Below are 24,860 nucleotides of genomic sequence, written 5' to 3'. Positions count from 1 at the left end.
TTAACGTCTGGACTTATTATAGATTTTCTTATCGAAACGATAATAGCGGGCAGCACGATGAGCCACTCCCTGCTGACGTTCTTCGAGAGGTACTACATACTCCATTAAAGCGATTTTCTTATGGAAATTACGCACATCAATCGGTTTTCCATATATCAATTCGTACAGTGTACGCAACTGAGAAGCCGTGAATTTACGCGGAAGCAGATCGAACAGAGCAGACGGATTCGCTTCTACATACTGACGGATATACAGCAAAGCTTCTTTTATAATCAAATTATGATCAAAAGCCAAATCTTTGATATCCGGCAAAGCCACCCAACACGCCTGCAAATTATTCAAATCACGATTCAGCGTACGGTCAATCTTTACCAACGACAAATAAGCAATGGTCACAATACGTTCAACCTTCGACTGTATGGCACGTTCCAACCAATGAACATCTCTAGGGTCCTTGGTCCGGTCTTTAGAGCCAAAGGCCTTAAACTGTACCAGATTCACATTTTTCACACCAGTCAGTTCATTCAACACCCTTTGAGCAGCTCCATCCAGATCCTCATCCATATAAATCAAGCTTCCCGGCAATTTCATATCGTGAAACACTTCACCTTCTTCCTCTCCCATTCGACGGATAAGCAAAACCTTCAGCTGTTCTCCGTCAAACCCTATTACCACACAATCTACCGAGATGTGATTATTTGCCAATGGCATTTCGTGTTCCATGCTTTACATGATATTTTGATTAAACGCTGCAAATATATAGATGTTTTTTCAAAATGCAATAGCATAAGACATAAAAATTAGTATGTTATAAAGCATTATTTTTCAGAGAAATAGTTATCATACATCATACAATATGGAAACACATGCTTATCGTAAACAATACAATATGTAATATATACATTCGTAAACAATAGGCAAACACATAGTAGAAACAATGCGAAACATTCTCATTTATAAGGAATTCAAGCAGGATTAAACTATGCTATCCAATACACCACTTATTGTACCTGAAAAAGCACAGTCTACAATCGGATTGCACAAAAATTGCATATATGTGCGGTGATTATCAGAAAAAGACCTAACTTTGCAGCACTTTTTATATATAGTAACTAAAAACAATAAAAATGAAAGCATTTGTATTTCCAGGGCAAGGTGCCCAATTCGTAGGAATGGGAAAAGACCTGTACGAAAATTCAGCTTTAGCTAAAGAACTATTCGAAAAAGCCAATGATATCCTCGGCTACCGTATTACAGACATCATGTTCAATGGAACAGACGAAGATCTGCGCCAAACCAAAGTTACTCAGCCTGCCGTATTTCTCCATTCAGTAATCTCTGCGCTCTGCATGGGCGATGAATTCAAACCCGAAATGACCGCCGGACACTCACTTGGAGAATTTTCTGCCTTAGTAGCTGCTGGAGCACTGACTTTCGAGGACGGCCTCAAATTGGTATACGCCCGTGCTATGGCTATGCAAAAAGCATGTGAAGCACATCCTTCAACCATGGCTGCCATCATCGCATTACCCGATGAGAAAGTAGAGGAAATTTGCGCACAAGTAAGTGCCGAAGGCGAAGTTTGCGTAGCTGCCAACTACAACTGCCCGGGTCAGATTGTAATCTCTGGTTCGATCGAAGGAATCAATAAGGCATGCGAACTGATGAAAGCCGCAGGTGCAAAACGCGCTCTTCCACTCAAAGTAGGTGGTGCATTCCACTCTCCGCTCATGAACCCTGCCAAAGTAGAATTGGAAGCAGCAATTAACGCTACTGAAATTCATACCCCGAAATGCCCCGTTTATCAAAACGTTGATGCATTGCCTCACACCGATCCGGCAGAAATCAAGAAGAACCTCATTGCCCAGCTGACAGCTTCCGTACGCTGGACACAAACTGTAAAGAACATGGTAGCCGACGGCGCAACCGACTTTACAGAATGCGGCCCCGGCGCAGTGCTGCAAGGCCTGATTAAAAAGATAGACTCTTCTATACCAGCTCACGGTATCGCATAAAAAGTTCAAATATCATATATATATAAAAGAGGGTTTTAATAAACCCTCTTTTTTATATCTCAACAGAAATATAAGCTAAATATTTCTACCGCACGAAATTTCACTCAAATCTTTATTCCACCGCACTCAATATCCCATTTCGTGCAATGCCTTACACAACTGATCCGGGCACGAGGTAGGACGTCCACCACAATGGATACCTTCCAGACGTTTGATGACATCACACACCGGCATTCCTTTTACCAATCGGGAAATACCTTGCAAATTGCCATTACAACCACCCCAGAAAGCAACTTCTTTCAGGATGCCGTCTTCTACCTCCAACTCAATATTACTACTGCAAGTTCCTGCAGTTTTATAAGTATAAGTCATTATTCGCCCTCTTCCGGCTTCATATTAGTATACACCGTCTGAACATCATCAAATTCTTCCAGACGTTCTATCATCTTATTGATAGTTTCACGGTGCTCAGCTTCTACATCCTTCAAATCATTCGGAATATAAGTAAAGTCACCACCGACATCCTCAAAGCCGCCCTCTTCAAGGTGCTTCTGGATGGCAGCATAGCTCTTAGGATCTCCGTAGATAGTAATTGTGCCCTCTTCTTCGTCCTCTTCGTAATCTTCATCTACATCGAAATCGATCATATCAAGGATAAATTCTTCCATATCCATGCCATCTTTCTTTTTGAAAGTGAACACGCATTTATGGTCGAACAAGAATGCCAGCGATCCCATTGTACCCAAGTTGCCACCAAACTTATTAAATACACTGCGTACATCAGCTACCGTACGTGTCGGATTATCCGTCAGCGTATCAACAAAGACAGCTACTCCGTGAGGACCATATCCTTCATACGTCATGCTCTTGTAATCACTCTGGTCTTTTCCCAGCGCATTTTTAATCGCACGTTCAATATTGTCCTTCGGCATGTTCTCGCGCTTGCAAGTAGCAATCACCGAACGCAATGCCGGATTATTTTCAGGTTCCGGACCACCAGCCTTCACAGCTATGGCAATTTGTTTACCCAGTCTTGTAAAAGTCTTAGCCATGTGGCCCCATCTTTTCAGCTTTGTAGCTTTTCTATATTCAAACGCTCTTCCCATTGGTTTATTATTTTTAAATTGTTATATTACCTTTCTTTAATATCTTAATCTTCTTTATCAAGTCATACACTTCTGATACGAGAAACACGATAACCATCAGTCCGCCAATCCCCGCCATTATGCGCACTTCACAAGTGCTGCTACCGAGCGCCTTATTAAAAGCTACATATATCATATATATATCGAAGCAAATAAGTGCTACTGGCCAGACCAATGCTCCAAACCTGTTCTTTCTCATGAGATTACGTACAACTGCCCTCTTTGAATCATCTCAACTTGGCATCAAGCTTTGTTTCAAGATTCTTAATAAGCTTCTGCATGATCTTATCAATCTGCTTGTCATTCAAAGTCGCATTCTCATCCTGAAGCATAAAGCTTACAGCATAACTCTTTTTACCAGCTTCGAGATTCTTTCCCTCGTAAACATCAAACAAAGATACTTCTTTCAGCAACTTCTTCTCGGTTTCGTATGCAATCTTCTCAATTTCAGCGAACTGCACTTTCTTATCAATCAACAAAGCCAAATCACGCTTCACAGCCGGGAACTTGGTCAGCTCAACATAGTTCACCTTTACATTTCTGATAGCCTTAAGCAACTCTTTCCAATTGATATCCGCAAAGTACACTTCATTGTCAATATCGAAGCCCTTAAGAATCTTATGAGAAACGATTCCCAAAGAAGCCAACAGCTTACCGCCTCTTGTGTATACGGCCAAGGACGCAGCATAAATATCACTGTCCTGCACACCTACCACCAAGTCGCGCATCTGCAATCCTACACGACTGAAGATATTCTCTACATAAGCTTTCAATTCATACACCGAGCTGTCTTCGTCAGCATGCGCCCACGAGTTGGCAACTTTCTTACCAGTAACCCACAAGCCCAAGTGGTAATCCTCCGTATATGCAGCCAAAGCTTTCTCAGGATTCTTTTTCTCCTCATGATAATAATAGCAATTACCATACTCGAAGAATTTCAAATCTGCATTTTTACGGTTTGCATTGTGAGCAATACTTTCCAAACCGCCAAACAGCAAAGTCTGGCGCATCGCATTCAGGTCTGTACTCAAGGGGTTCATCAACATGACCAGATTCTTCGAGGGGTAACTATCCAAACCATCATAGTAGCCTGCCCGAGTCAATGAATTGTTCAATATCTCGTTGAATCCGCAACCCACCAACTGCTCGGCTATCAGATTCTGCAACTTGTTCGACTTATCATGTTCACCTTTTACTGTGAGACAAGATTTCAAAGCTGACGGAATTTCTACATTATTATATCCATAGATACGCAGAATATCTTCAATCACGTCACAGTCTCTTTGTACGTCCACACGGTAAGGCGGTACATCCAACACCAAGCCTTCGGAAGTTTCTTCCACAATCTTCATCTCCAGGCTTGAAACAATGCTCTTGATAGTTTCCGCAGGTATCGTTTTTCCTACCAGAGCATAAACCTTTTCGTAAGGCAGATCTACTCTGAAATCACTGAAATCGGCCGAACATACATCCTTGATATCACAAGAAATTGTTCCACCAGCCAGTTCCTTCACCATCAAAGCTGCCAGTTTCAGGCAATAAATTACTGAATTGGGATCGATTCCACGTTCGAAACGGAACGATGCATCAGTGTTCAGCCCATGACGACGTGCAGTCTTACGCACCCATGTAGGATGGAAATAAGCACTCTCCAGGAAGACATCCTTGGTCACTTCGGTAGAGCCTGAATTCAGTCCGCCGAACACACCGGCAATACACATGGCCTCTTCACGATTGCAAATCATCAGATCGCGTTCGCTCAGCTTGCGTTCTACGCCATCCAATGTCACAAAAGGTGTACCTTCGGGCATCGTCTTTACAACAACCTCTCCACCTTTAATCATGTCGGCATCGAAACAGTGCAAAGGCTGACCGAAAGCATGAACTATATAATTGGTAATATCTACTACATTATTTATAGGGCGCAATCCGATAAGGCGCAACTTGTTCTGCAACCACTCCGGACTTTCCTTTACTGTTACACCTTTTACCGTCACACCGGCATATCTCGGACATGCTTCGATATTTTCTACAGTCACCTGAATATCCAGATCGTGATTATCAACAGCAAACGCCTCAACCGAAGGACGCTTCAGTGTTGTCTGCTTGCCATTCTGTACCAAGTATGCATACAGGTCACGAGCTACTCCATAATGCGAGCATGCATCCGCCCGGTTCGGCGTGATGTCTACTTCGAGCACATAATCGCTTTTAATATTATAATATTCTTTGGCAGGAGTACCCGGTACGGCATTTTCCGGCAGAACAATGATTCCGGCATGATCCGTTCCGATACCAATCTCATCTTCCGCACAAATCATACCATTAGATTCCACACCACGCAGTTTCGACTTCTTAATGGTAAAACATTCGTCACCGTCATACAATTTTGTTCCCAGCGTAGCTACTACGACCTTTTGTCCTGCTGCCACATTGGGAGCGCCACATACGATCTGTACAGGTTCGCCCTGTCCCAGATTTACAGTCGTAACGTGCATATGATCCGAGTTCGGATGGGGTTCGCATGTCAGCACTTCTCCAATCACCAAACCTTCCAGACCACCTTTAATCGTCTGTACTTCTTCTACACTTCCCGTCTCAAGTCCGATCGAGGTAAGCGCAGCTGCTACTTCTTCCGGTGTCAAGTCAAAATCGACATACTCTTTCAGCCAATTATAAGAGATATTCATATTATTATTTTTTTATTGTTATCAAAAGTGACCTGCAAAGTTAATAAGATTTTTTGGTTGACAGAGAATTATGAGAGAAGAATTTACTATAGCCAAGCCTCTCGGCCACACGTAAAGCGAAACCACGACCGGAACAACGCGAAGGACAAAACGTCTACAGTCTCGTCAGCAATTCCTCCAGCAACCGGTCTTTTACTTCCTGCATCGGCACTTCATGTCCCAGTTCCTTCTGAAGCGACGTAACCCCTTTGTCCACAAAGCCGCAGGGATGAATATAGCTAAAATAACGCAAATCCGTATTCACATTCAAGGCCAGCCCGTGCATGGTCACATAACGGCTGCACCGCACTCCGATGGCACAAATCTTACGTGCTGTCGGCTTGTCGCCATCCAGCCACACACCTGTAGCCTTTTCGACCCTTCCAGCAACAACACCATACGAAGCACAGACAGCTATCACGGCCTCTTCCAGCAACCCGATGTACGACCTTACATCCAAAGCAAACTCTTCCATATTCAGAATAGGATAACAGACTTGCTGCCCCGGCCCGTGAAAAGTAATATCACCACCCCGGTCGACATGATACAGCGTGGCTCCTATCCGGTTCAACTGCTCTTCACCCAGCAACATATTCTGTTCCTTTCCACTACGCCCCAAAGTATATACAGGCGGATGCTCGCAAAACACAATATGATTCACATACTCAGTTCCTGCCAACTTGGCCTCCACCAGTTTGTCAAAATACTCCTTCTGCCGCTGCCATGCTTCGGCATAAGAAATCAGTTTCCAGTCTATCGGTTCTATTTTCATGGAAGCAAAAATAAAAATTTTTTTTCAAATCGGAAAGAATCCGAATAATTTATAACCCAATAAACGACAAAAGTCAAAACGTACTGTTTGCGATTCCTTCGAGCGACACTTGCACGGCTCGTGAGCGACGCAAGCAATACTCACGGGCTTTGCATTCCCAATCCGTAGGCTTTGCAAGCAATATCCGACGGGATTACTTATAAAACTCTGCGATATTGCTTGTTGCATCGGCTAACTACCGATGTTACGCGACTAAAGCAGATAGTTAAGAATAAAAAGTGAATAATTAGAAATGAAAAACAGAGTGAAGGATGGATACGCGGATGGCAAAGAACGCATTAATCAATTATTCGATATAAACTATCGTTTTAAAAAAATTCTTATTTTCTTTGTGTTACAATATTTTTTCTTTAAATTGCGACCGCTAATCAATAAAATCAGTTGGATATGTTTGCTCAACTTAGCGTATTGGGGATATTGTTACGAAAAAAGGTTTATTGATTATCAGTTATTTACAACAATTATAAACACTTACAAACGTGCGTATTGAGAGATTGTATCTGAAGTGTTTTGTCGTTTGATATTGGCTTTGTATATTCGATATGAATAGAGTTCTTTTTATTTTTTCTTATAAAGAACCGTTAAAAAAGCAGATTATGGAAAGACGATTTTTAGTAGGGATATGTTGTCTCCTATTTTCCTTGGGGAAGCTTTGTGCACAGACGAAAAATCTTATTGTTTGCGATCAGGAGGCTCGGATTCCTTTGGATGTAGTCACTGTATTGGCTTTAGATGAAGGCAAAGAGGTTGTTGGCACAACAATGACCTCCGATACAGGAGTGGCGTCTTTGGATTTCCGTAATTCATCACAGATTCGTATCCTTCGATTAAGTCGTGTGGGCTATCATTCTTTGGAACTTGAATTTCGGCAGGTTGCTGATACGGTGTTCCTTCAACCGTCAACACGTCTGGATGAGGTGCGAATTACTGCTTATAGACAGCTTGTCAAACTCAAACCGGGAAAATTGGTGTATGAAGTCGAGAATGACCCGGAAGCCCGCGATAAGAACACGTTCGATGTTATGCATAAAGTTCCTCTGCTGGTGGTCAACCGACACAACGGTACGATTGCATCGGAAGGAGGCCAGTCAATTGTTTATCAGTTAAATGGCAAACGTGATGCTTTACTACAAGGAGACATAGAAAATGTTTTACGGTCGTTGGATGCCGGTTCAGTGAAGCGGATAGAAGTTGTTACACAGCCTGGCATTGAATATGGACCAAACACGTTGGTACTGAATTTTGTGACTAAGGGTAAAATTGAAGGATATAGCAGTACTATAAGTACGGATGCAAGCGACAGCCGATGGAGAAATACATTGTTCGGCTTGACAAAATACAAAAAGTTTACCATGTCTCTTAGCTATACTAACCGCTGGGATTATGGGCATGGCGCTGTAGATGAGCGTGAAGAATATCGCGAGAATTCTGCAGACAATTATGCTTTCTACAAACGGACGGAAGATGATGGATATAAAGCAAATGCTCATGACATGGAAGGAACGGCAAGCTATGAAATAGACGACTTTTCCTTGCTAAGCGCATATGGCCGTGTTATTCTGAACAATGCAAGCAACCCGCATCAAGATATGTATGAAACAGGGACTATGTTCCGTCAGGACGGTACACGGAATTACTCTTACGCCAAGCGAAGCCACAGGCTGTTTCTGAACAGCGAGTATGATGCCTATCTTTTTTACGAACGACACTTGGGCAGGGGCGGACAGCAGGGAAAATTCTTTCTTGGGTATCGCTTCTACAAACGACCTTTCGATGAAACGACTACCTTGAAATACGAGAATGTAGAGTTTGAAAACAAGGATGCCGGTTATGAAGAGGACTTTTATGATTATGTGCGGAGGCACAAATCTTCCCGAGGATACCACACGGTAGAAACCGAGTTTGTCCATAAAATAGGTACTTGCCATAAGTTCTCGGTAGGAGGGAAATATATCATGAGACCAGAAAATGAAGATTTCACGTTGGACGTGTCGCCCGTATATTCGGAATCCTTTATTAGAGATGAAGAAGGTACGAGTCGTTATACACATCATCAACATGTATTCAATGGTTATGCTTCGTATAATTATCTTACGTCCCGTTTCAATCTTACGGGCGGCATGGTCTATGAACTCCAGCACGACCGTTTGCGCCATTCCGTCCCAGAGCATAATTTGGACAGGACTTTCCATAATGTCTTTCCTCGGCTTACTATGGCATACACTTGTTCTAAAAAAACGTCAATAGAACTGGCTTATGCCATGTCGGCTCTTCGTCCTGACATTTTTGCTCTCGATCCTTATATAGATGCGACTGTTCCCATGCAATTGTCGTATGGCAACCAGCGTTTGAAACCAGAAATATCACACACCATACAATTGGCTTCTTATCATGATTTAGGCCGTTATACGTTACGGTGGGCATTGTCACATCAGCATACTAACCGCATTATTTTAGATTATCGCTTTTTGGATGGAGATATGCTCCATCTGACGAAAGACAATCTGGGCAGAAAAAACTTGTCAGCATTAAGTGTTTGGTTTTCCGGAAGACCTTGCCGCAACCTGTTCATACGCCTGTCGCCGGTTGTGCACTATGTGTATTATGATGCTTCAAGGCTTTCCATGCAGAATGATGGCTTCTTTTTCCGTTTGCGCGGCGAAATGGAACTGGAACTGCCGCATTCTCTCTACCTAAGTGCCGACGGCGGTTACAATACACGCTATATAATGTTACAGGGACGGGGAAGCACGAGCTATAACTATACGCTGTCTCTCTCGAAGTATTTCTTGAAGAATCAGTTACGAGTCTCTTGTAGCGCAGGAAGTTTCTTGCCGACCCACTATACAAAACATAATGACTGGCAAGCCGATAATTATCGTTATCGTTCTTCTTACCGATATTATCAGGCTTATTTCAACTTAGGTATTCGTTACACTTTCGGGCGTTTGAAAGCCCGTGTAAAGAGTACGGATAAAACGATACAGAATAATGACATAAAAGTAGATTATAGCGAATGATATGAGCCGTTTGTTAGATGATATTGTACATAAGGAATTATCTCTTATGCGTAAGGAAAATCTGTTTTTGCAGCATGGTTTAATGGGCTATGCAATCTTTTGTTTCTGGTATGGACGCATGAGTCAGGATGATAAGTATACAAAGATTGCAGAAAGGTGTTTAATGCATGTATGCAAGTCTGTCAATAATAAATGTTCATTGGGAATTTCTGATGGATTATCTGGTATTGGGATAGGAATATGTTACTTATGTAGCAAAAACTATTTGGAAGGAGATCCCAATAGATTACTTCAAGGTATTGACGATTTTATGTTTAAGGTAATAGAAAAAGGATTGCAACAAGAACGAATTGAGAATGAAGCATATATAGATTCATTGTTAGATGTAATGCTTTATTTAAACTTTCGTTTAAGAACAGATATTCGTAAACCTTATGAAAAACAAATTCTAGAGTTGTTTTTCGAGAAAATATTAAATTGGTCATATCAAAATGCAGGATATTCATTTTTTGAAGAACCGTTGCCTTCTAATTTATCATATAGACTTGCAAAATTTTTATTTATATTAGGACATGTTTGTGAACTGAATTTTTATAATTCTCGTATAAAGAGAATTATCCTTGTACGTCCCCCTTTAACAACAATGATTATGGCAAGCAATATACGCGAGCCGTACAAGCAATACACGTGAGAGTTGCAGGCAATACTCGTGGACATTGCTTGCAATACTCGTGGACATTGCTTGTCAAACCCGGCGGCATTTAATGCAAAACCCGCTGGCATTGCTTGTTACGCCGGCTAACTACCGATGTTACGCCGCTAAAGTAGGACGTTGAGAATGAAAAATGAATAATGAAAAACGGGTGAGGGATGGATACGCGGACTACGCAGATGGAGCGGACGAACACGGATGAAAAGGAGAAAAGGGGAAATTGGGTTCACGCTTTCAACACGGAAAATCAGTGCTGATAATCAAAAGGATAGGGTGAAAGATAAGTTTCACGTGGGTTCAATTAAAAATGAATAATTAAAAATTAAAATCCGCGTTCATCCGCTCATTCCGTGTGGTCGCGTATCCATCTTTCACCACAAACGGTTAATCCTCAAAAGATTACGGTGAAACTTCACCCTGCAAATTGGTGAAAAACACCACTGACGACGCGGATTAGCACGGATTAAATGTTTTTGGGATGGGACAGTAGTGTAATCATGTGCGTGGGTATGAATGTATGCGTGTGTGGGTAGAGACGCAAAATTTTGCGTCTCTACGCGATGTGCGCGCGCGTATGAATTAATCTGTGCCAATTTGTGTGGTGATTGAAAAAGAAGTTGATTTTTGTTGATTATTTCTCGCCAAACACTTGACAAAGGCCTTCTGATTTTGTATCTTTGGGGAACAGTTAATGAGTTAATGAGTTAATAAGTTAACAAGGGAACGGGGAAACTCGGGGTCTGTAACCGCGCCCCCGTCCATTATCACTTAAACCCAAAAATCGCTATGAACTTGATTACGAACCTGAAAAGCTGGTTCCTTCCGTGGAACACCACACGCAAGGACAACACGACAAACGACACGACTAACACGACCGGCACGACGACAGCAGCGTCTTCCGCTTCTGCCTACGAACAGCTGTTCGCCGACCTGCAACACGTCTGCACCCGCCTGCCCGGAGGCGAAGTGTTCGTGGTGATAGGCAGCGGCGAGTTCAGTGTCCGCATGACGTGGACACCCGACAACCGTACCAAAGGCGAACAAAAACGTATGTTCAGCCTGAACGGCGGGAACGAAATCATCGAATGGGTGGACGCTCAACCCGACGAAGCCGCCGAAGCACGTATCCTGACAATGGAACAACCGCCTGTCATTGAAGAGGATACGGTGAAAGATACGGCAAAGGAAGTGGTAAAAGATGCACCCCAAGAAGAGGTTGCCGCACCTGCTGAAGAATCTCCTGCCCAACCCGAAAAGCCCTCGCGCCAGCAACAGATGATGCAACGCCTGACGCGCTACCTGAAACTGCACTATGCCTTCCGCTACAACCTGCTGACGGAACGTACGGAGTGCGCCCGTATAGACACTACCAGCACTGCTGATCCGCACCACCTTATTTATACCCCCGTGGACAACCGTACCCTGAACGGCATCGCCCTCGACGCCATGAACAGCGGCGTGGACTGCTGGGACCGTGACGTGAAACGCTATGTGGAGTCCGACCACGTGCAGACCTACCATCCGTTCGACCTCTATTTCAAGCACCTTCCCGCATGGGACGGTACCGACCGTGTGACCGAGCTGGCCAAGCGGGTGTCCGACACCGACCTTTGGACACGTGCCTTCCACCGCTGGATGCTCGCCATCACAGCCCAGTGGACAGGCCGTGGTGGAGAGGGACGCCGTGCCAACAGTGTGGCGCCGCTACTGGTCAGCACCGCACAAGGTTTGGGAAAATCCACCTTCTGCCGCCTGCTGCTTCCGCCCCAACTACGCGACTACTTTACCGAAAGCTTCGACCTGACCAACGCCACGGCGGCGGAGAACAAACTAGCCTCGTACGGACTTATCAACCTGGACGAGTTCGACCGCCTGCCCGCCAGCCGGATGCCCCAACTGAAAAACCTGATGCAGATGGAAGCCTTGCGCGTGCGCCGCGCCTATCGCCGCACGGCAGAGCCGCTGCCTCGCATCGCCTCATTTATCGGCACCAGCAACCGCCGCGACTTGTTGACTGACCTTTCGGGCAGCCGCCGCTTCATCTGTGTGGAGGTGGAACGCCCCATTGACTGCAACACCCCGATAGATTATGAACAACTTTATGCCCAGCTGCTGCACGAGTTGGAAAATGGCGAACGCTGCTGGTTCAGCAAGGAAGAGGAAAACGAGATCCAGCAAGCCAATCGCCCGTTCTATCGCGTCACGCCTGCCGAAGAGTTGGTCAGCTCCTGTTTCCGCTTCGCCGAGCCGGGCGAGCAAGGTGCCCGCCTGATGTCTGCTGCCGAAATTTATACCACAGTGAAGAAGAAGAACCCTGCTGCGCTGAAGGACTGTTCCTGCACGTCGTTCGCCCGACTGCTGGCGCAGTTAGGGCGCAGGGTGCATACGAAGTACGGAAATGGGTATTGGGTGAAAACAGTGGAAGCCTAAGCGTTGGAATGGCTCAATGCCCTGAATATATTGGAAAAAGAGAACAACTAATAAAACTCATTTTTTCCTTTTTCCATACAATTGGTTCGTCAATATATTCTATATTTGTCCTTAAAGAGCATTGATCAACAAATTGATTATAAAACAAAAACTGATATGAAAAAGCAAACTGTCAGCCAATTCATCTTTCTGCTTACAGCAAGCATTTTTTTCTTCTCGTGCGGTAACAAGATGAACAAAAACACAGGTTCATTAGAGTTCGACAGCATTCAAGTAAACGAGACTGCCCACCTTTTCGGAGATACAGCCAAGCCCGCATGCAATCTGGTTATCAACTTTACATTTGCCAGCCAGTCGTCCGACCCTCGCCTAAAGGATAGCCTCAACACATATTTCCTATCTGTCTGCCTGGGCGACAAATACCTCGCCATGCAACCCGAGAAAGCCATCGAACAATATACCCAAAAATACATCAGCGATTACCGGTCCGATTTAGAGCCACTCTATCAGAAAGAGAACAATGATACTTCGTCTGATGTCGGAGCATGGTATTCCTATTATAAACACCTACAGAGCCACGTGCAATATTATGCCAAAAATCTGTTAGTATACCGCTTCCGTTACGAAGAATATACAGGAGGAGCACACGGTATATATATGACTTCCTTCCTCAATCTTGACCTCCGCACCATGCGTCCTATCCGTCTGGACGACCTCTTTGCCGAAGGATACGAAGAGTCTCTGACCGACTTGCTCTGGAACCAGCTAATGGCTATCCACAAAGTTACGTCGCGCGAAGAGCTCGAAGAAATGGGATATGCCAGCACAGGCGAGCTGACACCTACCGAGAATTTCTATCTGACCAAGGAAGGCATTACATTCTATTATAATGTATACGACATCGCTCCCTACGTAATGGGGGCCATCGAAATCAGCTTGCCATGGGAAATGATGCAGCACTTGCTGAGCGACAGCCTTCAAATTACAGAATCCGTCAGATAAGACAAGAACAACCAGAAATTAATCTGCAACGTTAAAGCAATCAAGAAGGCAATGGACATTATTTTAAAATATTTTCCCGACCTGACAGCCGAACAAAAGACACAGTTCGCTGCTCTTTACGACCTCTACACCGACTGGAACTCTAAAATAAATGTAATCTCCCGCAAAGATATTACAAATCTATATGAGCACCATGTACTCCACTCATTAGGAATAGCCCAGGTGATCCGTTTCCGCCCCGGCACCCGTATTATGGACTTAGGTACCGGAGGGGGATTCCCGGGTATTCCGCTGGCCATTCTTTTTCCCGAATCACATTTCCATCTGGTAGACAGCATCGGGAAGAAAGTACGTGTAGCCAGCGAAGTTGCCAACAGTATCGGATTAAAGAACACGACTTTCTGCCACGAACGTGCCGAAGAAGAGAAACAGAAGTTTGATTTCGTCGTGAGCCGTGCCGTCATGCCCCTTGCCGATCTGATAAAGATCATCCGCAAAAACATTGCTTCCGAGGGGCGAAATGCCTTGCCCAACGGGCTTATCTGCCTGAAAGGTGGCGAACTGGCAAACGAGACTTTGCCATTCAAGCAAAGAACCGCCATATGGGATCTGAAAGATTATTATAAAGAAGAATTTTTCGAAACCAAAAAAGTAGTCTATACGGCCCTATAAGCCTGACTGCATTTTCACTTGTAAATCCTCTAATCTATAAATCAGAAAATCATACAAAAAAAGATGAAAATTAAAAGATTTGAATTCAATATGTTCCCCGAGAACTGCTACGTGTTATGGGACGAAACGCGCGAAGCAGTTGTCATCGACCCCGGGTGCTTCTACGAAGAAGAGAAGCAGGCACTCAAAGGATTCATTACCAGCTTCCAGCTGAATATAAAACATCTGCTCAATACCCACCTGCACCTTGACCACATCTTTGGCAACCCTTTTATGCTGAAAGAATTTGGCTTGAAAGCCGAAGCCAATCAGGCCGATGAGTATTGGATAGATGAAGCTCCCAAGCAAAGCCGGATGTTTGGATTCCAGCTTCAGGAAGCTCCTGTCCCGTTAGGTAAATATCTGCACGACGGCGACATCATCACCTTCGGAAACACCCAGCTCGAAGCTATCCACGTACCCGGGCACTCACCCGGCAGTTTGGTATACTATTGTGCCGCCGAACATTGCATGTTCTCGGGCGACGTACTATTCCAAGGCAGTATCGGACGTGCCGATCTGACAGGAGGCAACTTCGATGAACTGATAGAGCACATCTGCAGCCGCCTGTTTGTGCTACCTAACGAAACAGTTGTTTATCCAGGACACGGCGCACCCACTACCATTGGTATCGAAAAAGCCGAAAATCCATTCTTCAGATAAACCATATTATCTTGCTTGACAAAAAAGGAACCGAATTAAAAAACATTTTTAATCAATATAGATATGAAAAACGACTTATTGATCAATCGCCACATTGGGATTACTCCCCAGGATGAAGAGACTATGCTACGCAAAATAGGCGTTAGCAGCCTTGATGAACTGATAGACAAGACCATTCCGTCCAATATTCGCTTAGACAAGCCTCTCGACTTGCCCGAACCTATGACTGAATATGAATTTGCAGGCCACATTGCCCAGCTGGCCTCGAAAAACAAACTTTATACTACATATATAGGCATGGGTTGGTATGGCACCATCACCCCGGCGGTTATCCAACGCAATGTTTTCGAAAATCCAGTATGGTATACATCCTATACTCCTTATCAGACTGAAGTTTCCCAAGGACGTCTGGAAGCCCTGATGAACTTCCAGACCGCAGTATGCGACCTGACCGGAATGCCGCTCGCCAACTGCTCCCTCCTCGACGAAGGAACTGCAGCAGCCGAAGCCGTCACCATGATGTACGCTCTCCGCTCGCGCGCACAACAGAAAGAAGGAGCGAATACCGTTTTTGTAGACGAAAGCATTTTCCCGCAGACCTTGGCCGTAATGACAACCCGCGCCATCCCGCAGGGCATTCGCCTTACTGTAGGACGTTATAATGAAATGGAACTGACTCCCGACATATTTGCCTGCGTAGTTCAATACCCCAATGCCAGCGGTAACGTTGAGGATTATCGCAGTTTCGTTGAAAAAGCCCATGCTGCCGGTTGCAAAGTAGCTGTAGCTGCCGACATCCTGAGTCTGGCCCTGCTCACTCCTCCGGGCGAATGGGGTGCTGATATTGTCTTCGGATCGACACAGCGCTTGGGTACTCCGATGTTCTACGGCGGACCGTCGGCTGCCTATTTTGCCACACGCGATGAATACAAACGCAACATGCCTGGACGTATCATCGGATGGTCGCGTGACAAATACGGTAAGCTGTGCTACCGCATGGCCCTACAGACACGCGAACAGCACATCAAGCGCGAGAAGGCTACATCCAATATATGTACTGCTCAAGCCCTGCTTGCCACCATGGCCGGATTCTATGCCGTATACCATGGTCAGGAAGGCATCCGCAACATAGCCGAACGCATCCATAGTATCACCGTATTCCTGGAGAAAGCAATCAGCAAACTGGGCTTCCGCCAACAGAATACACAATACTTTGATACCCTGCGTTTCGCCCTGCCCGACAATCTGTCGGCCCAGCAAATACGCACCATTGCCCTGAGCAAAGAAGTCAATCTGCGGTACTTCGACAACGGTGACGTCGGATTCAGCATCGACGAAACCACCGACATTGCCGCAGTCAATGTCCTGCTCTCCATATTCACCATTGCTGCCGAACAAGACTGGCACAAAATCACCAGCATCCCCGACAGCAGTATTCTGCAGGATACCATCAAACGTAAAACGCCGTTCCTGACTCATGAAGTATTCAACCTGTACCACACGGAAACAGAGATGATGCGCTACATCAAACGCCTGGACCGTAAAGATATATCGCTGGCACACTCCATGATTTCGCTTGGTTCGTGCACCATGAAACTGAATGCTGCAGCCGAGATGCTTCCGTTAAGCCGCCCGGAATTCATGAACATTCACCCGTTTGTCCCCGAAGACCAGGCAGAGGGCTACCATGAACTTATCAACAATTTGAGCGATGAACTGAAAGTCATCACCGGATTTGCAGGTGTCAGCCTGCAACCCAATTCCGGCGCAGCAGGCGAGTATACAGGATTGCGTGTCATCCGCGCCTATCTGGAAAGCATCGGTCAAGGCCACCGCAACAAGATTCTGATACCGGCCTCAGCCCATGGAACCAATCCCGCATCAGCCATTCAGGCTGGTTTCACCACCGTAACATGTGCCTGCGACGAACACGGCAATGTCGACATGGCAGACCTTCGTGCCAAAGCCGAAGAAAACCGTTCCGACCTTGCTGCCCTGATGATTACCTATCCTTCTACGCACGGAATCTTCGAAACCGAGATTGTAGAAATCTGCAAGATCATCCACGATTGCGGTGCACAAGTCTATATGGACGGAGCCAACATGAACGCCCAAGTCGGCCTGACCAGCCCCGGTTTCATCGGTGCCGACGTCTGCCACCTGAACCTGCACAAGACCTTTGCTTCACCTCACGGTGGCGGTGGCCCGGGTGTAGGTCCTATCTGCGTAGCCAGCCACCTGGTTCCTTTCCTCCCCGGACATCACATGTTTGGCAATGCAGCCAACGAAGTTTCGTCTGCTCCGTACGGTAGTGCAGGTATTCTGCCTATCACTTATGGCTACATCCGCATGATGGGTGCCGAAGGCCTGACACGCGCCACCAAGATAGCCATACTTAATGCAAACTACCTGGCCGCTTGCCTGAACGATACTTACGGAATCGTATATCGTGGTGCTAACGGTTTTGTAGGTCACGAAATGATACTCGAATGCCGGAAGATTCACGAGGAAACAGGCATCAGCGAAAACGACATCGCCAAGCGTCTGATGGATTACGGCTATCACGCTCCTACCCTCTCATTCCCTGTTCATGGCACGTTGATGATCGAGCCAACCGAAAGCGAAAGCCTGGCCGAACTCGACAACTTCGTCCAAGTGATGCTATCCATCTGGAATGAAATTCAGGAAGTGAAAGACGGAACAGCAGACAAGACCGACAACGTACTGGTCAACGCTCCGCATCCCGAATACGAAGTAGTAGCAGATCAATGGGATCACTGCTACAGCCGTACCAAAGCTGCCTATCCGACAGAGAATGTACGCGAAAACAAATTCTGGATCAACGTAGCCCGCGTAGACAACACTCTGGGCGACCGCAAACTGCTTCCTACACGTTATGGAACATTCGAGTAAACCGAATCCGTTAACGGAAAAGAAGTAATATATAAAGAACTGGAACTGGTTATCAATGGCATCATTGATAGCCAGTTTTTTTATACCTGCCGGTTCTGTTTTATTCCCTCCCCAACGAAAAGCAAGCCAATTTTCCTCCCCCCTCCTCCTGCTACCCTCGTAAAGTATTCCTTTCGGAACACAAAAAGAGCCAATCTGGTAAACTACATTCAGAGAGAAAAACATATTTTTGCAACCTGTTTATCGGCTTCTGTTTTATCACACACCACCTCTCAGAGAAGAGAATCACACTATACAAACAGTCCGAGCGATCATACAGCTTTTTATTATTAACGTAAGATATAGACATGAGGCATTCCCTACTTTACATCATTTCGGCATGTTTGCTGCTAGCCGGTTGCGACATGATAGATTATCATCCTTACGATGTACGAATAAGCGGTGAAACAAATGTCAATGCACACAATATCGAAGAAATCGAGGCACGCTGCCTGGGCAAAGACACCCTACGGATCGTCACAATGAGTGACTCACAGCGATGGTACGACGAGACGGAGGATTTTGTCGAACATCTGAATCAGCGAAACGATATTGACTTTGTGATACATGGAGGCGACATGAGCGACTTCGGAGTCACCAACGAATTCCTGTGGCAACGCGACATTATGAATAAGCTGAACATACCCTACGTCACGCTGATTGGCAACCACGACTGTCTGGGAACTGGCGAAGAAGCCTACAGAGCCATTTTCGGTAATCCCAATTTCAGTTTCATTGCCGGACGTGTCAAGTTTGTCTGCCTGAATACCAATGCCCTCGAAAACGACTATTCGCAGCCCATCCCCGACTTCGAATTTCTGGAAAACGAAATTCACAACCGCAGGGATGAATTTGACAAGACTGTCATATCCATGCACGTACGCCCGTATGCCGACCAGTTCAACAACAATGTGGCACGGGTATTCGAACGGTATGTCATCGAGTTTCCAGGCATTCAGTTTTGTACTGCAGGCCACGAACATCATCTTTTTGAAGAAGAACTTTTCGAGGATGGAATCATGTATTATATGAGCGACTGCATGAAACACCGCAACTATTATATTTTCACCATAACACCTGAAGGCTATGAAAGAGAAGTGGTATATTATTAAAAAAGGCATTCCCTATTGCCTTGCTCTACTCCTGTCCGCATTCGCATTTCCGCTTCAGGCACAAATAGAGCAGGAAGACAGCATAAGAATCACCTATCGCGAACCCGCCGATTCTTCCACCATCCAGCAGGCAGAACTTCAGCACGATACCGTCTGGATAGTAAAACACGATACGATATGGGCACCACTGACCGACGAAGACATGCCACAGTATCAAAACAAATACGACCATCGCATCCGCCGCTACCGCAACCGCTGGGAAGCCCTGATACCTGTATACAGCAAAATTCAGTTTGCAGGCAATATAGGCCTCGTATCGGTGGGACCCGGTTGGGACTATGGACGTCACAATCAGTGGGAGACAGACATGCTTTTCGGCATTCTGCCTAAATATCAATCGAAAAAAGCCAAACTCACCTTTACTTTAAAACAAAATTATATCCCCTGGGACTTACGCATCAAAGAAAGCCCGTTCAGCATCAACCCGCTTACGTGCGGCATGTATGTGAATACCGTATTTGGTGATGATTTCTGGGTGAACGAGCCGGACCGTTATCCTAAAGGTTATTATGGTTTTTCGTCCAAAATACGCTTTCATGTTTTCTTAGGGCAACGAATCACGTTCAACATCGACCAAAAGCATCGCCTTATGGCTAAACAAATCAGCCTGTTCTACGAAATCAGCACATGCGACCTCTACGTGATAAGCGCATTTACCAACAAATATCTGAAACCCAAAGATTACCTGAGCCTTTCATTCGGCATAAAGATGCAGCTGATATAAACCGGATGTACGCCGCCGACTAGCCAAGAGATTTCTTATAACCCAAGCGCAAGGAGGCAAAAAGAGCAAGGCTCTGTAGCTCAAACGCTTGCAGTTTCCGTTCGTTTCCTGCCTTGGAAACAGTCGTTTCCTCTTTGGGGAACGGCCGTAACCTCCTTGGGGAATGAGAGTTTCCCCTTGAGGGAACTGACGTAACCCCAAGAGGATACGGACATAACCCCACGGGAATACGGACATACCCCCGCTGTTATCCCTGACGGAAACCTGCGGTTGGAGAATAAAAAGCAAAGCCGCGTGTGCCGCAATCGGGCAACTTCCGGCCCAGCGCCGAAAATATCCTCCGGACAAAGCTTGCGTTTCAGATTTAATTCGTACTTTTACCCTCTCTGTAAAGGCTCTCCAAGCATATGGCTCGCGAAGCCCGAATAAACAAAGCTTACCAGAAATAAGGATGAACAGAAAATACGGAAAGATTCTCATAGTTGACGACAACCAGGGAGTACTCGCAGCATTGCAATTACTGCTAAAGCCCTACTTCGATACCATAAAAGTACTTTCTTCGCCTGTCACACTGCCCTCCGTCATCAACGAGGAAAAATGGCAAATAATCCTGCTCGACATGAATTTCACAGCAGGCATCAACACGGGCAATGAAGGGCTCTACTGGCTGCACGAAATTAAAAAGGCTGTCCCCAAGCTGCCCGTTATACTCTTCACTGCCTATGCCGATATCGACTTAGCCGTACGGGGCATGAAGGAGGGAGCGGCCGACTTCATCGTCAAGCCCTGGGACAACCGCAAAGTCATCGAAACCCTGATACGTGCCATAGAAGACGGGCAACCGGCCAACAACACCGACCGGAAAAAACCGAAAACAGAAAAAGACAGCATGTATTGGGGAGAAAGTCCCGCCATGAAGCACTTGCAGCTGTTAGTACAAAAAGTCGCCGCAACCGATGCCAACATACTGATAACCGGCGAAAACGGTACCGGCAAAGAAATGCTGGCACGCGAAATACACCGACTGTCCCACCGCCACCAGCACGAAATGGTGTGCGTAGATATGGGGGCCATCACCGAGAGTCTGTTCGAAAGCGAGCTTTTCGGCCACATCAAAGGCGCTTACACCGACGCACATGCCGACCGTGCCGGCAAGTTTGAATCGGCCGACCAGAGTACCCTCTTCCTGGACGAAATAGGCAACCTGCCCTATCACCTGCAAGCCAAACTGCTGACAGCCATCCAGCGCCGCAGCATTGTCCGTGTAGGCAGCAACACCCCGGTTCCTGTCAACATCCGCCTAATTTGCGCCACCAACCGCAATCTTCAGGACATGGTACAAAGGAACGAATTCCGCGAAGACCTGTTGTACAGAATCAACACGATACATCTGGAAATCCCGCCGCTCAGGCAACGCCCCGAAGACATTGTTCCGCTGGCCGAAATGTTCATTACCCGCTTCTGCAAACGCTACGACAAGCCACTGGTCAGCCTCACCGAAAGCGCCCAAGCCAAGCTGAAGCAGCATCCCTGGTATGGCAACATCCGCGAACTGGAACACACCATCGAAAAGGCCGTCATCATCTGCGATGACACCTGCTTGCCTGCCGAACTGTTTCAACTGACCTCCCATCAGGAGAAAAGCCCGGAAATGCCGGCCTCGACCTTGGAAGAAATGGAGTTCAAGATGATTCGCAAAGCACTGGACAGCTGCAACGGTAACCTGTCTGCCGTAGCCGCCCAATTAGGAATCAGCCGCCAGACCCTATACAATAAAATGAAGAAATTCGGACTCTAACAAACTGTTACGCGAATGAAGGAAAAAGATCCAAGACAATACTATCCGTTCCGGGTGGGCGTCAGTCTGCTGGTGACTTTCATGGCAGGTTTCTTCTGGGCAACGCTTCTGTGGAATCCCCTGCCCCTGCCAAGGTTCCTCAATCCTACCTTTTGGGCCCTTGTGTTCACCGCCCTCTTGCCCGTCGCCCTATACTGGCAACACCGGCTTTACCGCCGCCACATACGCAACGTACTCTTTCTGCTCGATGCCATTGAAAACAATGACAACTCCATCCACTTCAACGAGGACGACCACAACCGGGAAAACCGGATAGTCAACCGGGCATTGAACAAAGTGGCATGCATCCTGCACAACGTCAAAAAAGAAACCATCCAAAAGGAGAAATACTACGAGCTGATTCTGGGCTGTGTCAACACCGGCATCGTAGTGCTGAACGAAAACGGAGCTGTCTATCAAAAGAACGATGAAGCCCTACGGCTGCTGGGCATCAATGTGTTCACCCACGTCAAGCAGCTTAGCCGCGTGGACTCCCGACTGACGGACACCATCAGCCAATGCCGCCCGGGCGACAAACTGCAGATTGCTTTCAGCAACGAGCGCGGCACGGTCAACCTGTCCGTACGCGTCAGCGGTATAGTGGTTCGCGACGAGTCTCTGCGCATTCTTGCCCTGAACGACATCAACAACGAACTGGACGAAAAAGAAATCGATTCGTGGATCAGGCTCACCCGTGTCCTGACACACGAAATCATGAATGCAATGACTCCCATCACCTCGCTCAGCGATACGTTGCTGCACCTTGTCGCCCAACCGGGCAAAGCGGACGAAGCCTCAACCCCAACGGTAGAAGAAGAAATACGCAACGGACTGCAAACCATCAGCAGTACCGGCAAGGGATTGCTCGCATTTGTCGAAACCTACCGGAAGTTCACCCGAATCCCGACGCCGGAGCCATCTCTGTTCTACGCCAAAGGATTCATTACACGAATGATCGAGTTGGCCCGGCACCAGCATCCCGACGCACACATCACATTCCAGACCGATGTCGCCCCCGAGGACCTCATCATCTATGCCGACGAGAACCTGATAGCGCAAGTCGTCATCAATATTCTGAAAAATGCCATACAGGCCATCGAGTCATCTCCCAACAAGGAAGCCGACACGGGTTGCATACGCATACGCGCCTATTGCAACGACTCCGAAGCCATATTCATAGAGATTTCGAACAACGGGCCACAGATTCCTCAGGAGATTGCCGAACACATCTTCATCCCCTTCTTCACGACCAAAGAGGGCGGAAGCGGCATCGGCTTAAGCATATCCAGACAAATCATGCGCCTGTCGGGTGGCAGCATTTCCCTTTTGCCCGGAAAAAAAACCACCTTTGTTTTAAAATTCAACTAAAGTTTGCTATCTTTGTATTCTCCTAACAATTTATTATTCAACAACATGATTTTTACAGCAGAAAACATCCTTCTTATCGGTTCTATTTTACTTTTTGTCAGTATCGTTGTCGGAAAGACCGGCTACCGTTTCGGAGTACCAGCCTTGTTGCTCTTCCTCATGGTGGGCATGGCCTTTGGCAGCGACGGACTGGGATTGCAGTTCCACAATGCACAGGAGGCACAGTTCATCGGTATGGTTGCCCTGAGCATCATCCTGTTTTCGGGAGGTATGGATACCAAGATAAGCGAGATTCGCCCCATCCTGTGGCCGGGCATCGTATTGTCAACAGCAGGCGTACTGCTTACAGCCCTGTTCACCGGACTCTTCATCTGGTGGCTTTCGGGCATGAGCTGGACCAACATTCACTTCCCGCTTATCACCAGCCTGCTGCTGGCCGCTACCATGTCTTCGACCGATTCGGCCTCCGTATTCGCCATACTGCGTTCGCAGAAGATAAACCTGAGGCACAACCTGCGTCCCATGCTCGAACTGGAAAGCGGAAGTAACGACCCGATGGCCTACATGCTTACCATCGTGCTGATACAGTTCATCCAGTCGTCGGGGATGGAAACGGCACACATACTGGGCTCGTTCATCGTGCAGTTCATCGTCGGAGCCGGCGCCGGCTATCTGCTGGGAAAACTGGCCATCCTCATCCTGAACAGAATCAACATCGATAACCAAGCGCTCTATCCGATTCTGCTGCTGGCATTCGTGTTCTTCACCTTCTCCCTTACCGACCTGCTGAAGGGGAACGGCTATCTGGCTGTTTACATAGCCGGTATGATGGTGGGTAATGCCAAGATTATGTACAGGAAAGAAATATATACCTTTATGGACGGACTGACATGGCTGTTCCAGATCATCATGTTCCTGTGCCTGGGACTTCTGGTCAACCCGCACGAAATGCTCGAAGTAGCCTGCGTGGCCTTGCTCATCGGTGTATTCATGATTCTGATAGGCCGTCCGCTCAGCGTCTTCCTTTGCCTGCTGCCTTTCGGCAAAAAAATAACGCTCAAATCGCGCCTGTTCATCTCATGGGTCGGACTGCGCGGAGCTGTTCCCATTATTTTTGCCACCTATCCCGTAGTAGCCAATGTGCCGGGCTCTGATGCCATCTTCAACATTGTCTTCTTCATCACCATCGTCTCGCTCATCATCCAGGGAACTACCGTATCGCGGGCTGCCCGATTGCTGGGCCTCTCCATCCCGATGCCCAAAACAGGCAACGACTTCGGTGTGGAACTGCCCGATGAAATAGACTCCGACCTGAAAGATATGACCGTCACTCCGGAAATACTGGCACAGGGCGACACCCTGAAAGACATGAACCTGCCTCAGGGAACACTGGTGATGATTGTAAAAAGAGGCGACGAATACCTCATTCCCAATGGAAGCCTGAAGCTGCATGTAGGCGATAAGCTACTGCTCATTTCGGAGAAAAGTAAAAACTAAAAAACATGAACTGCTTGTTTCGCATTGGTATAAGCCCTATATTTGCACGGT

General features: G+C 46.5%; 18 protein-coding genes. 13 read left to right on the top strand and 5 right to left on the bottom strand.

Annotation, left to right across the window (positions count from 1 at the left end; genetic code table 11):
• Nucleotides 1–723 carry an NUDIX hydrolase gene (locus tag BQ5591_RS10040; RefSeq protein ID WP_071149191.1) on the bottom strand — a complete coding sequence of 241 codons (723 nt, stop codon included), beginning with the start codon at nt 721–723 and terminating at the stop codon, nt 1–3.
• Between the two features lie 404 nt (nt 724–1,127).
• Here BQ5591_RS10040 and fabD point away from each other — a divergent pair, with 404 nt between their 5' ends.
• Nucleotides 1,128–2,015, top strand: a complete 888-nt coding sequence (gene fabD / locus BQ5591_RS10035; protein WP_071149190.1) for an ACP S-malonyltransferase — start codon at nt 1,128–1,130, stop codon at nt 2,013–2,015.
• Nucleotides 2,016–2,141: 126 nt separating this feature from the next.
• Here the strand turns inward: fabD and BQ5591_RS10030 are convergent, their stop codons facing one another.
• From BQ5591_RS10030 to lipB, 4 genes are all read right to left on the bottom strand, one after another.
• Nucleotides 2,142–2,387 (bottom strand): TIGR03905 family TSCPD domain-containing protein, encoded by a 246-nt coding sequence (locus tag BQ5591_RS10030; RefSeq protein WP_071149189.1) that lies wholly within the window; start codon nt 2,385–2,387, stop codon nt 2,142–2,144.
• The gene (locus BQ5591_RS10025) at nt 2,387–3,121 is read right to left on the bottom strand and encodes a YebC/PmpR family DNA-binding transcriptional regulator (RefSeq protein ID WP_022164486.1); all 735 of its coding nucleotides are present in this window, start codon (nt 3,119–3,121) and stop codon (nt 2,387–2,389) included. Before BQ5591_RS10025 ends, BQ5591_RS10030 begins: the two co-directional genes overlap by 1 nt.
• Before the next feature lie 266 nt (nt 3,122–3,387).
• Entirely contained in the window at nt 3,388–5,850 is a 2,463-nt protein-coding gene (pheT, locus tag BQ5591_RS10015) for a phenylalanine--tRNA ligase subunit beta (RefSeq protein WP_071149187.1), read from the bottom strand.
• A 154-nt stretch (nt 5,851–6,004) separates the two neighbouring features.
• The gene (lipB, locus tag BQ5591_RS10010; protein WP_071149186.1) at nt 6,005–6,661 is read right to left on the bottom strand and encodes a lipoyl(octanoyl) transferase LipB; all 657 of its coding nucleotides are present in this window, start codon (nt 6,659–6,661) and stop codon (nt 6,005–6,007) included.
• Nucleotides 6,662–7,317: 656 nt separating this feature from the next.
• On the opposite strand from lipB, the gene BQ5591_RS10000 reads away from it, so the two are divergent.
• The 12 genes from BQ5591_RS10000 to BQ5591_RS09945 all read left to right on the top strand — a co-directional run bounded on the left by BQ5591_RS10000 (nt 7,318) and on the right by BQ5591_RS09945 (nt 24,809).
• On the top strand, nt 7,318–9,741 hold the full coding sequence (locus BQ5591_RS10000) for an outer membrane beta-barrel family protein (RefSeq protein ID WP_159434448.1): 2,424 nt from the start codon (nt 7,318–7,320) through the stop codon (nt 9,739–9,741).
• 1 nt (nt 9,742) lies between these two features.
• On the top strand, nt 9,743–10,432 hold the full coding sequence (locus BQ5591_RS09995; protein ID WP_071149183.1) for a lanthionine synthetase LanC family protein: 690 nt from the start codon (nt 9,743–9,745) through the stop codon (nt 10,430–10,432).
• An 807-nt stretch (nt 10,433–11,239) separates the two neighbouring features.
• A complete protein-coding gene (locus BQ5591_RS09990) occupies nt 11,240–12,883 on the top strand; it encodes a VapE domain-containing protein (RefSeq protein WP_113740860.1) in 1,644 nt (547 codons plus the stop codon).
• A 156-nt stretch (nt 12,884–13,039) separates the two neighbouring features.
• Entirely contained in the window at nt 13,040–13,885 is an 846-nt protein-coding gene (locus BQ5591_RS09985; RefSeq protein WP_071149182.1) for a DUF3298 and DUF4163 domain-containing protein, read from the top strand.
• 51 nt (nt 13,886–13,936) lie between these two features.
• Nucleotides 13,937–14,557 (top strand): 16S rRNA (guanine(527)-N(7))-methyltransferase RsmG, encoded by a 621-nt coding sequence (gene rsmG / locus BQ5591_RS09980; RefSeq protein ID WP_071149181.1) that lies wholly within the window; start codon nt 13,937–13,939, stop codon nt 14,555–14,557.
• A 63-nt stretch (nt 14,558–14,620) separates the two neighbouring features.
• Nucleotides 14,621–15,259, top strand: a complete 639-nt coding sequence (locus BQ5591_RS09975) for an MBL fold metallo-hydrolase (protein ID WP_071149180.1) — start codon at nt 14,621–14,623, stop codon at nt 15,257–15,259.
• A gap of 63 nt (nt 15,260–15,322) precedes the next feature.
• Nucleotides 15,323–18,172, top strand: a complete 2,850-nt coding sequence (gcvP, locus tag BQ5591_RS09970) for an aminomethyl-transferring glycine dehydrogenase (RefSeq protein WP_071149179.1) — start codon at nt 15,323–15,325, stop codon at nt 18,170–18,172.
• Nucleotides 18,173–18,519: 347 nt separating this feature from the next.
• Nucleotides 18,520–19,323 (top strand): metallophosphoesterase family protein, encoded by an 804-nt coding sequence (locus tag BQ5591_RS09965; protein ID WP_071149178.1) that lies wholly within the window; start codon nt 18,520–18,522, stop codon nt 19,321–19,323.
• Complete coding sequence (locus BQ5591_RS09960) at nt 19,298–20,107, top strand: hypothetical protein (RefSeq protein ID WP_113740859.1); 810 nt, start codon at nt 19,298–19,300, stop codon at nt 20,105–20,107. The genes BQ5591_RS09965 and BQ5591_RS09960 overlap by 26 nt, the downstream gene beginning before the upstream one ends.
• A 451-nt stretch (nt 20,108–20,558) precedes the next feature.
• Complete coding sequence (locus BQ5591_RS09955; RefSeq protein ID WP_071149177.1) at nt 20,559–21,905, top strand: sigma-54-dependent transcriptional regulator; 1,347 nt, start codon at nt 20,559–20,561, stop codon at nt 21,903–21,905.
• Nucleotides 21,906–21,920: 15 nt separating this feature from the next.
• On the top strand, nt 21,921–23,312 hold the full coding sequence (locus BQ5591_RS09950; RefSeq protein WP_071149176.1) for a sensor histidine kinase: 1,392 nt from the start codon (nt 21,921–21,923) through the stop codon (nt 23,310–23,312).
• Nucleotides 23,313–23,357: 45 nt separating this feature from the next.
• Entirely contained in the window at nt 23,358–24,809 is a 1,452-nt protein-coding gene (locus BQ5591_RS09945) for a potassium/proton antiporter (RefSeq protein ID WP_071149175.1), read from the top strand.
• Nucleotides 24,810–24,860: the final 51 nt, after the last annotated feature.

Source organism: Bacteroides ndongoniae (genome assembly GCF_900108345.1).
GTDB classification, from domain to species: Bacteria; Bacteroidota; Bacteroidia; order Bacteroidales; family Bacteroidaceae; genus Bacteroides; species Bacteroides ndongoniae.
The sequence above is the reverse complement of the archived record's forward strand: the minus strand, read 5'-3'. Positions and strand labels throughout refer to the sequence as shown.

Excerpts from the sequence above, each read along its gene's own strand:
- BQ5591_RS09955 (WP_071149177.1), top strand. The coding sequence starts at position 20,559 with ATGAACAGAAAATACGGAAAGATTCTCATAGTTGACGACAACCAGGGA.
- BQ5591_RS09995 (WP_071149183.1), top strand. The coding sequence starts at position 9,743 with ATGAGCCGTTTGTTAGATGATATTGTACATAAGGAATTATCTCTTATG.
- lipB (WP_071149186.1), bottom strand. The coding sequence starts at position 6,661 with ATGAAAATAGAACCGATAGACTGGAAACTGATTTCTTATGCCGAAGCA.
- fabD (WP_071149190.1), top strand. The coding sequence starts at position 1,128 with ATGAAAGCATTTGTATTTCCAGGGCAAGGTGCCCAATTCGTAGGAATG.
- BQ5591_RS10040 (WP_071149191.1), bottom strand. The coding sequence starts at position 723 with ATGGAACACGAAATGCCATTGGCAAATAATCACATCTCGGTAGATTGT.
- rsmG (WP_071149181.1), top strand. The coding sequence starts at position 13,937 with ATGGACATTATTTTAAAATATTTTCCCGACCTGACAGCCGAACAAAAG.
- BQ5591_RS10025 (WP_022164486.1), bottom strand. The coding sequence starts at position 3,121 with ATGGGAAGAGCGTTTGAATATAGAAAAGCTACAAAGCTGAAAAGATGG.
- BQ5591_RS09990 (WP_113740860.1), top strand. The coding sequence starts at position 11,240 with ATGAACTTGATTACGAACCTGAAAAGCTGGTTCCTTCCGTGGAACACC.
- BQ5591_RS09965 (WP_071149178.1), top strand. The coding sequence starts at position 18,520 with ATGAGGCATTCCCTACTTTACATCATTTCGGCATGTTTGCTGCTAGCC.
- BQ5591_RS09950 (WP_071149176.1), top strand. The coding sequence starts at position 21,921 with ATGAAGGAAAAAGATCCAAGACAATACTATCCGTTCCGGGTGGGCGTC.
- BQ5591_RS09960 (WP_113740859.1), top strand. The coding sequence starts at position 19,298 with ATGAAAGAGAAGTGGTATATTATTAAAAAAGGCATTCCCTATTGCCTT.
- BQ5591_RS10030 (WP_071149189.1), bottom strand. The coding sequence starts at position 2,387 with ATGACTTATACTTATAAAACTGCAGGAACTTGCAGTAGTAATATTGAG.
- BQ5591_RS09975 (WP_071149180.1), top strand. The coding sequence starts at position 14,621 with ATGAAAATTAAAAGATTTGAATTCAATATGTTCCCCGAGAACTGCTAC.
- gcvP (WP_071149179.1), top strand. The coding sequence starts at position 15,323 with ATGAAAAACGACTTATTGATCAATCGCCACATTGGGATTACTCCCCAG.
- BQ5591_RS10000 (WP_159434448.1), top strand. The coding sequence starts at position 7,318 with ATGGAAAGACGATTTTTAGTAGGGATATGTTGTCTCCTATTTTCCTTG.
- BQ5591_RS09945 (WP_071149175.1), top strand. The coding sequence starts at position 23,358 with ATGATTTTTACAGCAGAAAACATCCTTCTTATCGGTTCTATTTTACTT.
- pheT (WP_071149187.1), bottom strand. The coding sequence starts at position 5,850 with ATGAATATCTCTTATAATTGGCTGAAAGAGTATGTCGATTTTGACTTG.
- BQ5591_RS09985 (WP_071149182.1), top strand. The coding sequence starts at position 13,040 with ATGAAAAAGCAAACTGTCAGCCAATTCATCTTTCTGCTTACAGCAAGC.